This is a genomic window from Streptomyces tamarix (assembly GCF_032423885.1).
Taxonomy (GTDB): Bacteria; Actinomycetota; Actinomycetes; order Streptomycetales; family Streptomycetaceae; genus Streptomyces; species Streptomyces tamarix.
On record NZ_JAWCTQ010000005.1, the window covers coordinates 133,272 to 146,760 of the forward strand.

Genomic DNA, 13,489 nt, shown 5'->3' on the forward strand with positions numbered 1-13,489 from the left:
CCGCACACCCGCCGCTGGCGGAATTCCGACACGAGGCCCCACGAGTCGGGGGCGGACCGGCCACCGGGCCGCGTCCGCTCCCGCCCCGCCCACCGACAGGGCCAGCGGTGGTGCACGTACCGCCCGCACTCGTTTCTGGCCCGCACTGAACCCGGAAAGGGAAGGTGACGTGCGGGTACCACGATCAGTGATTGCCGCCGTCTGACGGCGTTGCTCGTGGTCGTGCGCCCGCGCGTACGCCCTCTCGCGTCCGCTCCTCGGAAGTGGTCCACGGCCTGTGACGCGAGCGGCGCCGCCCGGCGAAGTACTCACCGTGTCGCCCGGCGATCTCGGTGAAGGCCCCGGCGCCAAGGCTCCCTTCCTCGACCTCGTCGGCACCCTCCTGCTCGGCAGGGACAGTGAGCACCGCCCGGCACGGCCCCCTTCGGTGAGCCGCCCGACAAGCAGCGTCTCGCCCGGGGCCGTCGACGTACGCCCGGGGCCGTCGACGTACGCGTTCGCGGCGATGTCGCCCATGACTCCAGTGCGTGACCCCCGCCGCCCACCGACCGGAGACTTTCGGACACGGCCCTGAAGGCCCCGGGAGCGACACGCCGCGCGCGGTCACTCATCCGTCTCCCACAAGCCGCGGGTGCCGAGGGAGACCTGGGGGAGCTCCTGGCCGTCTCTCTCGGCCTCGAAGAAGTCCAGCTCCGTGGGGTCCAGGTCCAGAGCCGCGCAGACCTCCTCGTGGAGCACGACGAAGGCCATGAACCTCTCCTGTTTCCACTCCTCGTAGTCGTCCCCGCTCCTGCTGAAGACGGAAGGTTTGAGGTCGAACACGTCGTCCGCCCAGTGTCGGAACCAGTCGAAGACGTGGTTCGCCGCCTCGGCGACGCCCTCATCCCCCAGCTCGCCCAGCTTGTCGGTGGCCGCGCGGGCGACGGACGCCGCGCTGCGGCACCTCCTCAGGTTTTCGATCGGAAAGCCGGTGGAGGAGAGCACCACCGCCGCGACCAGATCGGAGATGGACTTGTGCCACCTGGTCATCTCGTTCTGGAACAGCCGGTACGCCCGGATGAGACCCGCTCTCGGGGAAGGATCTTCGGGTGCCACGCGGTTGGGGTCCGAGAGCCGCAGCAGCTCCTTGTAGCGGAACATGGCCTGGCGGTCGATGTCTCCGCGATCGAAGCGGGTGTGGCAGTTCGGGCACAGGACGATCATGTTGTGGAAATCGTGCCTCTGGACGCGGTGCCAGGGCACGATGTGTGCGATCTCCAGAGGGGTCGCGCGGCACGTCGGTATCGCGCACCGGTGGCCGGCTTCGACCAAGAGCTGTCGGGCTAACGGGCGAGGCACCTTGGTGCGGTTCGTGGCCATGCGGAAAGCGTAGGAGGCACCACCGACAGGGCAGCCGGGCGCGGCGGGATCACCCCTCCGGTCGAAGGGGAGGGATGGTTTGCGGCTCACGCGCACGCGGCTCGGGTGTGCCCGGTGGCGCTCTCCCAGGAGCGGCCGTCAAAGTGTCAGGCCTACATCAGGAGCGATGCGAGGGTGGCGGCTGCCTGGCAGGAGTGGGGCGGTCCTGTCGTACCGGGTGGCGGTGCCGCGCCACTGCTTGGGGCGGTCGAAGCACCGTTCCACGACGTTGCGGTGTTTGTGGACGTCACGGTCGAAGGCCGCCCGCCGAGGCTGCCCTTCCGGGCCCGGTTGCGGACCTGGTCGGCCCGCTCGCGGATCGTGTGGGCGACGCCCCGCCGGGCGGGGCCAGGTGCGGATCGCCTTCGAGCCGCAGCCCCTTGTCGCCGATGACGTGATCGGGTCGTCTCCAGGGCCGTCCCGGTACGGGACACGCGGATGGCGCCCATCAGGGTGGTGAACTGGGGGCAGTCGCCTGTGTTCCCGCCGGTCAGGGCGAACGGGAGCGGGCGTCCGAACCCGTCGCAGACCAGATGAATCGTGCAGGTCGGGCCGCCCTTGGACCGGCCGGGCGCCGGGGCGTGGAGCCCCCTTTTCGGCCCTGGCGGCGTGCTGGTGGGCGCGGACGAGGGTGGAGTCGATCGACCGGCCAGTCGATGTCGCCCGCGGCGTACGCCTTCGCCTGCGCGGCCCGCAGCATCCGTTCGAACGTGCCGTCCGCCGCCCACCTGCGGAAACGGGTGTGGAGCGTGGTCCACGACCCGTACCGTTCGGGTACGTCCCGCCGGGCGACCCCGGTGCGGACCTTCCACGCGACCCCGGTGCGTACCTTCCACGGGATCCCGTTGAGGACCATCCGGTCGTCCAGCCGTGGCCGCCCCAGCGCGGGCCGGGGCAGCAACGGTCGTATCAGACCTCAACTCTGCGCCGGACGGTTCACGGCGGCGTGTCACCCCGCCACGATCCACACCCCACAAACCCTTCAACGACAGGGTCCAGCAGGGTCTCAGCAGGGCAGAGGCTTGCTCAGCGGTAGTTCACGAACTGCAACGCGAAGTCGAAGTCCTTGCCCTTCAGCAGCGCGATCACGGCCTGCAGGTCGTCCCGGCTCTTGGAGCTGACCCGCAGCTCGTCGCCCTGCACCTGGGCCTTGACGCCCTTGGGCCCCTCATCGCGGATGATCTTGGCGACCTTCTTGGCGTTCTCCTGGGAGATGCCCTCCTGGATCGTCGCGAAGATCTTGTACTCCTTGCCGGACAGCTGCGGCTCGCCGGCCTCCAGCGACTTCAGCGAGATCCCCCGCTTCACCAGCTTGGTCTCGAACACGTCGAGGATCGCCTTGACCCGGTCCTCGGAGTTCGCCTGCATCAGGATCTTGTCGCCGGACCAGGAGATCGACGCCCCGACGTTCTTGAAGTCGTAGCGCTGGGAGATCTCCTTCGCCGCCTGGTTGAGGGCGTTGTCGACCTCCTGCCGCTCGACCTTCGAGACGATGTCGAAACTGGAGTCGGCCATGTCCTGTGGCTCCTTGCATCGGGTGGTGGGAGAGCGGCGGCCCAGCGCCGACCGCCACCCCAAGCCTAGTCACCCCACCCACCCCGGGCGCTGATCAAATCCGGTGGCGGACCACCCCTGGGGATCGGGTATTGTTTACGTCGTTGCCAGGGAGCACCCCCGCGAGGAGGAGCTTCAAGGCGGCATCCCATGGCGGTGTGCCCGAGTGGCCAATGGGAGCGGACTGTAAATCCGTCGGCTTAGCCTACCCAGGTTCGAATCCTGGCGCCGCCACTGGAAGTGATCGGCCCCCGACCAGCAGAAACGTTGGTCGGGGGCCGTTCGTTTTGGTTGGGGCGGCCGGCTGGGCGTCCCGGACTGTCTCGCTGCATCCCGCCTCGTACCGGCGTGTCTGGACGGGGCGTGGACGGGTCCAGCCGCCGCCTGCTTTCGGCCTACGGGCAGACCGCCTCGGCTACGCCGTGCCGCCTTCGCGGTGCGGGTTGAGCCGGGCGGAGACCTTGGCGTTGGCTGCCTCGTCGCCGCCCTTCAGGAACTCCGCGCACACCCGGAAGGGACGGCCGTGCTGCGGCCGGCGCACTGGGCGATGAGCCGGAGCCCCACGCCGGAGCTGAGCCACGTGGACACGGAGGCGTGACGAAGATCATATGACTGCTCGGTCGGCTTGGTTTCCCGCTCGGGCAAGAGGGAGGGCGTCTTCCCGGGCGCGGGCCCGGACCGCCCCGTATCCGCTCTCCTGGACCATGCCGCCGCGCGCCGCGCGTCGTGCGGAAGAGGCGGCCGTCGCCGGCGGGGCCGTACAGGGTGACGTGCCGGCGGAGCAGGGCCACCGGTTCCGGCGGCATCGGAACGTGGCGGACCGTCCTGCGGGCGCGGTCGGTGCTTGAGGCCCGGCGGTCGTGGGACTCGCCGGTGTCCGTCCAGGAACTCCCGGAGCGCGCCCGGCTCTCCCGTAGCCGGGTCACGCCCCACCCGCGGCGGGGGAGCTCGCAGCCCTGGAGCCGGAGCCCCGCAGTTCGCCGGGGTGCGCGGCCGAGTAGGAGACGCAGCCGAAGAACGCCTCCGGGCGCCTGCCGCGATTGCCCTGCTTCCGTACGGCGGTGAGGGGCGCGGCGGCCTGGACGGGTTCCGGTACGACCTGTGGGTCCTCCTCCTCCGCGCCTCCTACGTGCCTTCTCCGTGCCTTCCAGCGCACGGACGGGGAGCGGGTTCTCCACGAGCAGCTCGGCGTCCATGGCGAAGCCGAGGGCCTGGTGGAAGACGGCCCGCTCCCGGGCGGTGACCGAACCGGAGGGGGCCGTGCCGTCCAGCCGCCGGGGTGGGGAGGCCGGCGGCTGCCGCGTACTGGTCAGCCGGCCACGCCGCCGGCGAACGGCATCGTCCGCCATCGGTCGATCGACGGCTTCACGTACTCCGCCAACGGGGGAAGCTGCGGCGCGAGTGCGAGGCAGGCGATGACCCGCAACATCCCCACGGCGTTCACGAAGCCGAGAACGTCCTCGTCCAGCGGCCTCATGCCGTTGCGCCGCGCACCGCGGTTGTAGGCCGATTCGGAGTCGGGTCCGAGGGCGGCCAGGTCCCACTCGACGGGGCCCAACGTGACCAGCTCGAAGTCGGAGTAGAGGTCCCCGTCCACTCCGGAGAAGATGTTCACGGGCGGACAGTCGCCGTGGACGGGCTGGAGGTCGATCCCCGGGAACGCTTCCTCGAACACGGCGCGTGAACGCACCAGGGGCTCCAGGACCTGCCACTCGCGACGTGCACGGTCCAGATCGCCCGGGCCGATGAGATCGGGGCGCTCTGCGAGCAGAGCGAGGCTTTCCTCGACGAACCGCGGCTCGGCCGCGGACAGGAACGCCAGCCGGCCCGGGTACGCGCGCATCGCGGCGTGCAGATCGGCGACGCTCTCGGAGTTCGCCGCGTAGTCGGGCTCCTTGTTCCGGTCCTCCTCGACGAACTGCCAGAACGTCATCGAGAACCCGTCGCGCTGAACGGGTTCCCGTGGCACGAGGGGACTGGGCGGGATCACGGGGGTCCCCCGGTCCGCGAGCCACCGTGTCACGTCCAGTTCCGTCTGCTGGCGGCGCGTCAGGGAATCGAGATCCGTGCAGGGCGGCAGGACGGTGGGAACCCGGGCCACGACCGGGGAGGGCGCAAGGTGGACCACGACGGAGAACAGGTCGTGGAGCACCGTGGCATCGGTCACGGTGAGACCGAGCCCGCGCCCCGCTCCGACAGCCGCGTCGACCGCAGCCGAGGTGCGTCGGGTGAGCTGCTGGGATGTCAGGAAGTCGGCCATGGCCCGATCCTTCCACGTCGCGCAGCGGGTGGGGCGACGGTTCACAGCCGGTGCCGTTCGCCGAATTCCCTGCTCCGGAAGTCACGGTGGGCCGGCTTTCACCCCCACGCGTTCCGGAGCCCCAGGCGTTCCGGAGCCCCACGCGTTCCGGAGCCGCCCGGGAGCCGGATCCGCCGGGAGACGGCTGAAGAGCAGGCTGGTTCTGGAGGGACGGCTCCCTGAAAACCGCTGCTGCCCAGGGCTCTTGGCGCGTACGTCAACAGTGGCCGGACGTGCGGCGCACACCCGGGGCGGACGAAGGCCCCCGACCCGGAACCGGCGTCGCCGCCCGGCGCTCGGGGCGGTGAGCGCCGGGGGACGAGGGCGGTCGGGTCAGTTGCCGGTCACGGCTCTCACCGCCACCGGGATCGGGGTCCGGCCCGAGACGAGTTCCAGGGTCAGGCCCGCCGTCGCCGGGGTCTCCAGCAGTTCGGCCAGGACCGCCGCCACGTCGTCGCGGGGGACCGGGCCGCGGCCCGTCGTCGCCTCCAGGCGGACCAGGCCCGTGCCCGCGTCGTCCGTCAGCGCGCCCGGGCGCAGGATCGTCCAGTCCAGGGCGTCCTTGGCGCGTACGTACGCGTCCGCCGCGCCCTTCGCGCGCAGGTACGCGTCGAACACCTCGTCGCCCTCGTGCGCCGGGTCCGCGCCCATCGACGACACCACCACGTGCCGCCGCACCCCCGCCCGCTCCGCCGCGTCGGCGAACAGGATCGCCGCGTCCCGGTCCACCGTCTCCTTGCGGGCCGCTCCGCTGCCCGGCCCCGCGCCCGCCGCGAAGACCGCCGCGTCCGCCCCCTGCAGGACCGCCGCGACCATTTCCAGGGACGCCGACTCCATGTCCAGGAGCACCGGTTCGGCGCCCGCCTCGCGCAGGGCGTCCGTCTGCTCCGGCTTCCGGATGATGCCCGCGACCTCGTGCCCGGCCGCCGCCAGCAGGCGCTCCAGGCGCCGCGCGATCTGGCCGTGTCCTCCAGCGATGACAATGCGCATGCTCACGACCGTACGGCCCACGCGCGCGTAGCGCTCACCATCGGGGGGCCAGGGGTGCCGCAGAGGGACAGATACGGCCCACGCGCGTAGCGCTCATCCAGCAGGATCTCTCCGGCCGGAGCAAGCCGTGGTACGGCCCAACGGCCCACGCGCGCGTAGCGCTCACGGACGCACGTCCGGCCGGGCCTGCCGGGGCAGCTCCGGCGCCGCCGAGTCGCAGTACTCCCGCACCGCGCTCGTGCGCGCCACCACCCGTCCCCGGTGCACCACGATCCGGCTGTACGCCAGCGACAGCACCCCGGCCAGCCGCTCCCCGCGCACCGCCAGCAGCTCCGCCGGGAACCCCGCCTCCACCCGCACGGGCGGCAGCCCCATCGCCTCCCGCGCGGCCTCGCTCACCGCCCCGTACGCCTCCGTCGGCCGCAGCCCGCACTGCGACACCAGCAGGTACGCCGCCTCCAGCGGATCACCGCGCCCCACCGGGTTCGCCAGGTCCCGCAGCGCACCGCTGCCCGCCGCGATCCGCACGCCCGCCGAACGCAGCAGCCGCACCGGCGCCACGCCCCGCACCTCCGTACCCGCGCATCCGCCCTGCGGCAGGCACGTCACCGTCACCCCGGCCGCCGCCAGTCGGTCCGCCACCCGCGTCCGCGCGTCCACCGGCAGCCGCGCCAGCGCCCCGCACGGACCGATCACCACCCCCGGCCGCAGCCCGCCCGCCATCGCCGCCAGCCGCGCCAGCCGCGCCGGGTCGTCACCGTCCGTGTGCAGGTCCACCGGGCAGCCGTGCTCCGCCGCCACCTCCAGCACCGCCTCCGCGTACCCCGCCGGGTCCGGGTCGAGGTCCGGGCAGCCGCCCACCACCGACGCGCCCATCCTCACCGCGTCCCGCAGCATCGCCAGCCCGTCCGCCCCCGCCACGCCCGTCAGCAGCCGGGGCACCGCCACCGTCGCCAGGTCGGCCAGCCCGCGCAGCGAACGACGCGCCTGCAGTACGGCCTCCAGCGGTGCCAGCCCCTGCACGTCCCCGATCCGCACGTGCGCGCGCAGCGCCGTCGCCCCGTGGCCCAGCTGGAGCAGCGCCGCCTCCGTGGCGCGCCGCTGGACGTCCTCGGCGGCGTACGAGACGGGGCCGGCCGCGTCACCGCCGAGCGCCGTGTCGGCGTGGGCGTGCGGCTCGGCGGGAGCCGGCAGCAGGAGGTACCCGGCGAGGTCGACGCGGGCGCCGTGGGAGCCGAGGCTGCCGGGCGTGCCGACGGCCTCGATCCGCCCCCCGCTGAGCCGTACGTCGACGGTCCTCCCGTCGGTGAGGCGGGCGCCGCACAGCAGCAGCGTGGTCGTGTCGGTGGTGGCGCCCTCGGGCGGCCACGGCTGCTGGCTGTCAGAGGACATCGGGCTCCTGGGGAGGTCACGGGGGGTGCCGGGCGTCTGCGGGGCAAGATCGCGCGGCGTGAGCCGAGCCTAGGGCGCCGCCGTCCGGGCTTCGAGGAGGAGCGCAATAGTCGTACCGGGCGTGGGCCGCGGGCGCCGCGCGGGGCGCCGGCCCCGGTGTCGTCCGGGGCGTCCCCGCCGCCCTCCGGGTGCCGTTCGCGGGGTCTCCGGGGCGCCGGCAACGGCGCGGCCGGCGAGCCCGGCCAAACGGATTTGGGTGAACGGCCGCGGACCGTGTAATGTCTTCATCGCTCGCCCCAATAGCTCAGTCGGCAGAGCGTCTCCATGGTAAGGAGAAGGTCTACGGTTCGATTCCGTATTGGGGCTCTGGTGTGGGGAGATCCTCACCTTCGGGTGAGGTGATCCATACATCAAAGCGGTGTAGCTCAGTCGGTAGAGCAAGCGGCTCATAATCGCTGTGTCACCGGTTCAAGTCCGGTCACCGCTACTCCCAGTAGCCGATTGTGGGGTCGGTCCTTCGATCGGCTACTCTTTTCTGCGTTCCATCCGTCCATCCGTCCGTCAAGGAGCACTCACGTGGCTGCCACCGACGTCCGCCCGAAGATCACGCTGGCCTGCGTGGAGTGCAAGGAGCGGAACTACATCACCAAGAAGAACCGGCGTAACAACCCGGACCGTCTTGAGATGAAGAAGCACTGCCCGCGCTGCAACGCGCACACTGCGCACCGCGAAACGCGCTAAAAACAGGCTCGTACACGAGGCCGTCCCCACCGGGGGCGGCCTCGTGTCGTTTCCCCAGCAAGCCCACCACAGAGCAAGGACACCAGGAGGTACCGGGCACATGGCGCTCGACCAGTCCTTCGTCGGGCGGAGCTATCCGCCCACCGCGCCGTACGAGGTCGGCCGGGAAAAGATCCGCGAGTTCGCCGAGGCCATCGGGGACGCGAACCCGGTCTTCACCGACATGGAGGCCGCGAAAGCGCTCGGGTACCCCGATGTGATCGCCCCGCCGACTTTCGTGTTCGCCATCACCTTCAAGGCGGCGGGCCAGGTGATCTCCGACCCGCAGCTCGGGCTCGACTACAGCCGGGTCGTGCACGGCGACCAGAAATTCGCGTACAGCCGGCCCGTACGGGCGGGGGACCGGTTGACGGTCACCTCCACCATCGAGGCGATCAAGTCGCTCGCCGGCAACGACATCCTCGACATCCGGGGCGAGGTCCGCGACGAGACGGGCGAGCACGTCGTGACGGCGTGGACGAAGCTCGTGGCGCGCGCGGCAGAGGAGGCGTGAGGAACACCATGACCGCGAAGGTCTCTTTCGACGAGGTCGAGGTCGGCACGGAACTGCCGCCGCGGGAATTCCCCGTGACGCGCGCCACGCTGGTGCGGTACGCGGGCGCGTCCGGCGACTTCAACCCCATCCACTGGAACGAGAGGTTCGCCCGCGAGGTCGGCCTGCCGGACGTCATCGCGCACGGCATGTTCACGATGGCCGAGGCCGCGCGCGTCGTCACGGACTGGGCGGGCGACCCGGGCGCGGTCGTCGAGTACGGCGTCCGCTTCACGAAGCCCGTCGTCGTCCCGGACGACGACCGGGGCGCGGTGATCCAGGTCACCGCCAAGGTCGCGGCCAAGCTCGACGACCGCCGCGTCCGCGTCGACCTGACGGCCACGAGCGAGGGCCAGAAGGTCCTGGGCATGTCCCGCGCGGTGGTCCGGCTCGCCTGAGCCCCCGCCGCCGGCCGGTGCGGGCCCGGCGCGCACCGCCGCCGCGGTGGTCCCGGGCCCGTGCCGGGCGCACCGTAGGCTGGGCGGGTGCAGGTTACCCATGACGCTCCGCTCGCCCCGCTGACCACGTTCCGGCTCGGGGGGCCCGCCAGGCGGCTGATCACCGCCCGTACCGACGACGAGGTCGTCGCCGCCGTGCGCGAGGCCGACCGGGCCGGCACGCCGCTGCTCGTCATCGGCGGCGGGTCCAACCTGGTCATCGGCGACAAGGGCTTCGACGGCACCGCCCTGCGCATCGCCACCCGCGGCTTCGCCCTCGACGGCACGCGGCTGGAGCTGGCCGCCGGCGAGGTGTGGTCCGACGCCGTCGCCCGCACCGTCGAGGCCGGGCTCGCCGGCATCGAGTGCCTGGCCGGCATCCCCGGCTCGGCCGGCGCCACCCCGATCCAGAACGTCGGCGCGTACGGCCAAGAGGTCGCCGCCACGCTCACCGAGGTCGTGGCGTACGACCGCCGAGCCGAGGAGGTCGTCACCCTCTCCGGCGCCGACTGCGCCTTCTCCTACCGGCACAGCCGCTTCAAGGCGGACCCCGACCGGTTCGTCGTCCTGCGCGTCCGGTTCGGGCTGGAGGACGCCGGGGGGATGAGCGCCCCCGTCCGGTACGCGGAGACCGCCCGCGCCCTCGGCGTCGAGCCCGGCGACCGCGTCCCCGTGGCCGCCGCCCGCGAGGCCGTCCTCGCCCTGCGCGCCGGCAAGGGCATGGTCCTCGACCCCGACGACCACGACACCTGGTCCGCCGGGTCGTTCTTCACCAACCCGATCCTGAGCGACGCCGAGTACGCCGCGTTCCTCGACCGCGTGCGCGACCGCCTCGGCCCCGACACGACCCCGCCCGCCTACCCCGCGGGCGACGGCCGGACCAAGACGTCGGCGGCCTGGCTGATCGACAGGGCCGGGTTCACCAAGGGGTACGGCGCCGGGCCCGCCCGCATCTCCACCAAGCACACCCTCGCCCTCACCAACCGCGGCGACGCCACCACCGAGGACCTCCTCGCCCTCGCGCGCGAAGTCGTCGCCGGTGTGCGGGACGCGTTCGGCGTCACGCTGGTCAACGAGCCGGTGACGGTCGGCGTCAGCCTCTGACCCGGCCCGGAAACGGGAGGGAACCCGCCGGGTCCCCCAGGTTGTCGAGTGGGTGACAGGGTCCCTCGGAGCACGAACCGGGACCGCCATCCGCTGATCGAGGGGATCATCGGTGAGGACGGGTTCGCCCACGGCGCACGATCAGGACTTCACGCGGTTCACCGAGGCGTCGTACGCGTCGCTGCTGCGCACCGCCCGTCTCCTGACGGGCGACCGGCACGCCGCCGAGGACCTCGTGCAGGCCGCGCTGGTGAAGGTGTACCTGCACTGGGGGAGGTCCGGGAGCTGGGCGTCCCCGCAGGCGTACGCGCGCAAGGTCGTCGTCAACCTGTACGCGACCTGGCGCCGTCGCCGCTGGCACACCGAGACCGCCCACCCCGACGGCGAGGGCGCCGCCGTGACGGACGGCCGGGACATGGCGGGCGGCGCCGAGACGCGGCTGGAACTGGCCCGCGCCCTCGGCGCCCTGCCCCGCGCCCAGCGCGCCGTGGTGGTGCTCCGCTTCTACGAGGACCTGTCGGTGGAGGAGACGGCCGAACTGCTCGGCTGTTCGCCCGGGACGGTCAAGAGCCGGACCAACAGGGCCTTGGAGCGGCTGCGCGCCGCGGGCGCGCTCGCCGGTTACGCGGGAAGGGGCACGCGATGACCCACATCGACGAGGACGAGCTGCGGCGGGGGCTGAGGGAGCTCGCCGACACGGACGGAACGGCCGGCGCGGTGCCGCCGGCCGGCGCGGTGGTGGCCCTCGGCCGCCGCACCCGCCACCGGCGGCGCGCGCTGGCCGCCGGGGCGGCCACGGCGCTGGTGGCGGCGGGGTCGGTGCTGGGGGTGCGCTGGACGGGCGGCCCCGCCCCCTCCCCGGACTCCGTGGCGGCCGTCACGGGGTCCGGTGACACAGCGGCCTCCTCCCGGGGCGGCGATCCGTCCCGTCCACGTCCGGTCGGCTGGGAGGTCTACCCGCCGCAGCCGCGGTCTAAGGAGGGCGAACCCCTGGACACCGGACCGCGCTCTCCCGTCGAGAACGTCCGATACCGCTACGACCTGTCGCCGATCTGCGGCCTGCGGTACGCCGTCTTCGGCGGGCGCGTGTGGGAGGCGGAGAAGGTCCCCTCCTTCTCCTCGTGGGTCTCGGACCGCGCCCACGGGTTCATGCGCCTGGTGGACGACCCGGGGGTCAAGACGCCCGTCGCCGTCTTCGAGTTCGACGCCCCGAACCCGCGGACGATCGTCTTCCGGCCCCTGGCCGACGAGACGCGGGCCGGCTGCCTCGCCGAGGAGCCCCCGCGCGGGTACTCCGACGCGCCCGCCGCCACGGTCGGCCCGGCGAAGCCCGTGGACGACGCCCAGTACCCGTACGACTGGCCCACGGGCTGCGACAAGCGGTACCTCGTGTTCGGCGGACGGCTGTGGGAGGCCGAGGGGTTCCCGCCGGGGACGCTCGAGGACCTGGTCCACGACCTGCCGACGGCCGCCCAGGCCCGCCTCATGGGCGGGCGGGTCCTGATGACGGTCGAGAGTCCGCTGATCGAGGCCACGCCCATGACCTGGACGTACCTCCCCGCGGACCGGATCGACGACGAGGACCGCGCCCGGTGCCCGGACGTGCTCGACCAGCTCGAGCGCATCGCCCGGGAGACGGCCTCCTAGTACGCCGCCCCCGCCCGCCCGTCGCACCGCCGCCGGGTCGGTCGTCAGCGCCGGCGTCGCGCGGGCCACGTCGGCCCGCGCGATCCTGGCGCCGCCGCGCGGGTTGGCGTCGACCGCCGTGCGGTACCGCCCCGTCAGCGGGGCGTCCACGAGCCGCGGCGGCCGGAGCGACGTCCAGTCCGCGGCACTGTCCCGCAGGGCGGCCTCCACGGCCCGCAGGTCGGCGTTTGCCGGCCTGGCCTGAGCGGGCGGGCACCCGGCGCGGCCTCACCCGTCCGCCAGCCACGCGTCGATCCCCGACAGCAGCTTCGCGCGCGTGTCCTCCGGGGCCACCGACGCCCGCACCGACTGCCGCGCCAGCTCCGCCAGCTCGGCGTCCGTGAAGCCGTGGTGGTGCCGGGCGATCTCGTACTGGTCCGCCAGCCGCGCCCCGAACAGCAGCGGGTCGTCCGCGCCCAGCGCCATCGGCACACCCGCCTCGAAGAACGTCCGCAGCGGTACGTGTTCGGGCTTCTCGTACACCCCCAGCGCCACGTTCGACGCCGGGCACACCTCGCACGTCACGCCCTTCTCGGCCAGCTTCCGCAGCAGCCGCGGGTCCTCCACGGCCCGTACGCCGTGGCCGATGCGCGACGCCCGCAGGTCGTCCAGGCAGTGCCGGACCGACGCCGGACCCGTCAGCTCGCCGCCGTGCGGCGCCGCCAGCAGCCCGCCCTCCCGCGCGATCGCGAACGCCCGGTCGAAGTCCCGCGCCATCCCGCGCCGCTCGTCGTTCGACAGCCCGAACCCGACGACGCCCCGGTCCGCGTACCGCACCGCCAGCCGGGCCAGCGTGCGCGCGTCCAGCGGGTGCTTCATCCGGTTCGCCGCCACCACGACGCGGATCTCCAGGCCCGTGTCCCGCGAGGCCGCCGCCACCGCGTCCAGGATGACCTCCAGCGCCGGGATCAGGCCCCCCAGCCGCGGCGCGTACGACGTGGGGTCCACCTGGATCTCCAGCCAGCCCGACCCGTCCCGCACGTCCTCCTCGGCGGCCTCCAGCACCAGCCGCCGGATGTCCTCCGGCTCCCGCAGGCACGACCGGGCGATGTCGTACAGCCGCTGGAACCGGAACCAGCCGCGCTCGTCGGTGGCCCGCAGTCTCGGCGGCTCCCCGCCGGTCAGCGCCTCGGGCAGGTGGACGCCGTACTTGTCGGCCAGCTCCAGCAGGGTGGAGGGCCGCATCGAGCCCGTGAAGTGCAGGTGCAGATGGGCCTTCGGCAACAGTTTCAGATCGCGGACGTGCTCCATCAGGGGATCCTGCCGCAGACCCGCGCCCCGAAACAGCCCCTTTCT

13 protein-coding genes, 3 tRNA genes and 2 pseudogenes are annotated in these 13,489 nt (G+C 72.9%); 9 read left to right on the forward strand and 9 right to left on the reverse strand.

All coding sequences use genetic code 11. From position 1 onward, the window contains the following. Positions 1–603: 603 nt before the first annotated feature. The 3 genes and pseudogenes from RND61_RS06250 to RND61_RS06260 form a co-directional block, all read right to left on the reverse strand. Positions 604–1,359: an HNH endonuclease signature motif containing protein gene (locus RND61_RS06250; RefSeq protein ID WP_315876768.1), complete on the reverse strand. Its 756-nt coding sequence runs from the start codon at positions 1,357–1,359 to the stop codon at positions 604–606. 138 nt (positions 1,360–1,497) lie between these two features. Further along, a pseudogene (locus RND61_RS32620) lies at positions 1,498–2,311 on the reverse strand (IS5 family transposase). 113 nt (positions 2,312–2,424) lie between these two features. After that, complete coding sequence (locus tag RND61_RS06260) at positions 2,425–2,913, reverse strand: YajQ family cyclic di-GMP-binding protein (protein ID WP_315876769.1); 489 nt, start codon at positions 2,911–2,913, stop codon at positions 2,425–2,427. 191 nt (positions 2,914–3,104) lie between these two features. Between RND61_RS06260 and RND61_RS06265 the strand changes: the two genes are divergently transcribed. Continuing rightward, positions 3,105–3,186: transfer RNA gene (locus tag RND61_RS06265), tRNA-Tyr, on the forward strand. Between the two features lie 181 nt (positions 3,187–3,367). On the opposite strand, the gene RND61_RS06270 is transcribed toward RND61_RS06265, so the two are convergent. The 4 genes from RND61_RS06270 to RND61_RS06285 form a co-directional block, all read right to left on the reverse strand. Further along, entirely contained in the window at positions 3,368–3,493 is a 126-nt protein-coding gene (locus RND61_RS06270) for a hypothetical protein (RefSeq protein ID WP_315876770.1), read from the reverse strand. Positions 3,494–4,261: 768 nt separating this feature from the next. Then, positions 4,262–5,212, reverse strand: a complete 951-nt coding sequence (locus RND61_RS06275) for a phosphotransferase (protein ID WP_315876772.1) — start codon at positions 5,210–5,212, stop codon at positions 4,262–4,264. A 372-nt stretch (positions 5,213–5,584) separates the two neighbouring features. Next, a complete protein-coding gene (locus RND61_RS06280) occupies positions 5,585–6,241 on the reverse strand; it encodes an SDR family oxidoreductase (RefSeq protein WP_315876774.1) in 657 nt (218 codons plus the stop codon). 162 nt (positions 6,242–6,403) lie between these two features. Next, a complete protein-coding gene (locus tag RND61_RS06285) occupies positions 6,404–7,633 on the reverse strand; it encodes an amidohydrolase family protein (RefSeq protein WP_315876776.1) in 1,230 nt (409 codons plus the stop codon). Between the two features lie 293 nt (positions 7,634–7,926). On the opposite strand from RND61_RS06285, the gene RND61_RS06290 reads away from it, so the two are divergent. The 8 genes from RND61_RS06290 to RND61_RS06325 all read left to right on the forward strand — a co-directional run bounded on the left by RND61_RS06290 (position 7,927) and on the right by RND61_RS06325 (position 12,154). Beyond that, positions 7,927–7,999, forward strand: a tRNA-Thr gene (locus RND61_RS06290). A 48-nt stretch (positions 8,000–8,047) separates the two neighbouring features. Further along, positions 8,048–8,120 (forward strand) — tRNA-Met (locus RND61_RS06295). 89 nt (positions 8,121–8,209) lie between these two features. After that, complete coding sequence (gene rpmG, locus RND61_RS06300; RefSeq protein ID WP_003948671.1) at positions 8,210–8,374, forward strand: 50S ribosomal protein L33; 165 nt, start codon at positions 8,210–8,212, stop codon at positions 8,372–8,374. Positions 8,375–8,474: 100 nt separating this feature from the next. Then, positions 8,475–8,927, forward strand: a complete 453-nt coding sequence (locus RND61_RS06305) for a MaoC family dehydratase N-terminal domain-containing protein (protein WP_315876782.1) — start codon at positions 8,475–8,477, stop codon at positions 8,925–8,927. A gap of 8 nt (positions 8,928–8,935) precedes the next feature. After that, entirely contained in the window at positions 8,936–9,364 is a 429-nt protein-coding gene (locus RND61_RS06310) for a MaoC family dehydratase (RefSeq protein WP_315876783.1), read from the forward strand. Positions 9,365–9,451: 87 nt separating this feature from the next. Continuing rightward, the gene (locus RND61_RS06315) at positions 9,452–10,507 is read left to right on the forward strand and encodes a UDP-N-acetylmuramate dehydrogenase (RefSeq protein WP_315876784.1); all 1,056 of its coding nucleotides are present in this window, start codon (positions 9,452–9,454) and stop codon (positions 10,505–10,507) included. A gap of 112 nt (positions 10,508–10,619) precedes the next feature. Further along, positions 10,620–11,153, forward strand: coding sequence for a SigE family RNA polymerase sigma factor (locus tag RND61_RS06320; RefSeq protein ID WP_315876785.1), 534 nt, complete (start codon positions 10,620–10,622; stop codon positions 11,151–11,153). Next, the gene (locus RND61_RS06325) at positions 11,150–12,154 is read left to right on the forward strand and encodes a hypothetical protein (protein WP_315876786.1); all 1,005 of its coding nucleotides are present in this window, start codon (positions 11,150–11,152) and stop codon (positions 12,152–12,154) included. The genes RND61_RS06320 and RND61_RS06325 overlap by 4 nt, the downstream gene beginning before the upstream one ends. Positions 12,155–12,199: 45 nt before the next feature. On the opposite strand, the pseudogene RND61_RS06330 reads toward RND61_RS06325, so the two are convergent. Both RND61_RS06330 and RND61_RS06335 read right to left on the reverse strand, forming a co-directional pair. Further along, positions 12,200–12,376 (reverse strand): annotated as a pseudogene (locus RND61_RS06330) (NAD(P)H-binding protein); the annotation flags it as partial. Positions 12,377–12,421: 45 nt separating this feature from the next. Next, the gene (locus RND61_RS06335; protein ID WP_315876788.1) at positions 12,422–13,444 is read right to left on the reverse strand and encodes an adenosine deaminase; all 1,023 of its coding nucleotides are present in this window, start codon (positions 13,442–13,444) and stop codon (positions 12,422–12,424) included. Positions 13,445–13,489 lie beyond the last annotated feature (45 nt).

Excerpts from the sequence above, each read along its gene's own strand:
- RND61_RS06305 (WP_315876782.1), top strand. The coding sequence starts at position 8,475 with ATGGCGCTCGACCAGTCCTTCGTCGGGCGGAGCTATCCGCCCACCGCG.
- RND61_RS06335 (WP_315876788.1), bottom strand. The coding sequence starts at position 13,444 with ATGGAGCACGTCCGCGATCTGAAACTGTTGCCGAAGGCCCATCTGCAC.
- RND61_RS06260 (WP_315876769.1), bottom strand. The coding sequence starts at position 2,913 with ATGGCCGACTCCAGTTTCGACATCGTCTCGAAGGTCGAGCGGCAGGAG.
- RND61_RS06285 (WP_315876776.1), bottom strand. The coding sequence starts at position 7,633 with ATGTCCTCTGACAGCCAGCAGCCGTGGCCGCCCGAGGGCGCCACCACC.
- RND61_RS06325 (WP_315876786.1), top strand. The coding sequence starts at position 11,150 with ATGACCCACATCGACGAGGACGAGCTGCGGCGGGGGCTGAGGGAGCTC.
- RND61_RS06280 (WP_315876774.1), bottom strand. The coding sequence starts at position 6,241 with ATGCGCATTGTCATCGCTGGAGGACACGGCCAGATCGCGCGGCGCCTG.
- RND61_RS06275 (WP_315876772.1), bottom strand. The coding sequence starts at position 5,212 with ATGGCCGACTTCCTGACATCCCAGCAGCTCACCCGACGCACCTCGGCT.
- RND61_RS06250 (WP_315876768.1), bottom strand. The coding sequence starts at position 1,359 with ATGGCCACGAACCGCACCAAGGTGCCTCGCCCGTTAGCCCGACAGCTC.
- RND61_RS06310 (WP_315876783.1), top strand. The coding sequence starts at position 8,936 with ATGACCGCGAAGGTCTCTTTCGACGAGGTCGAGGTCGGCACGGAACTG.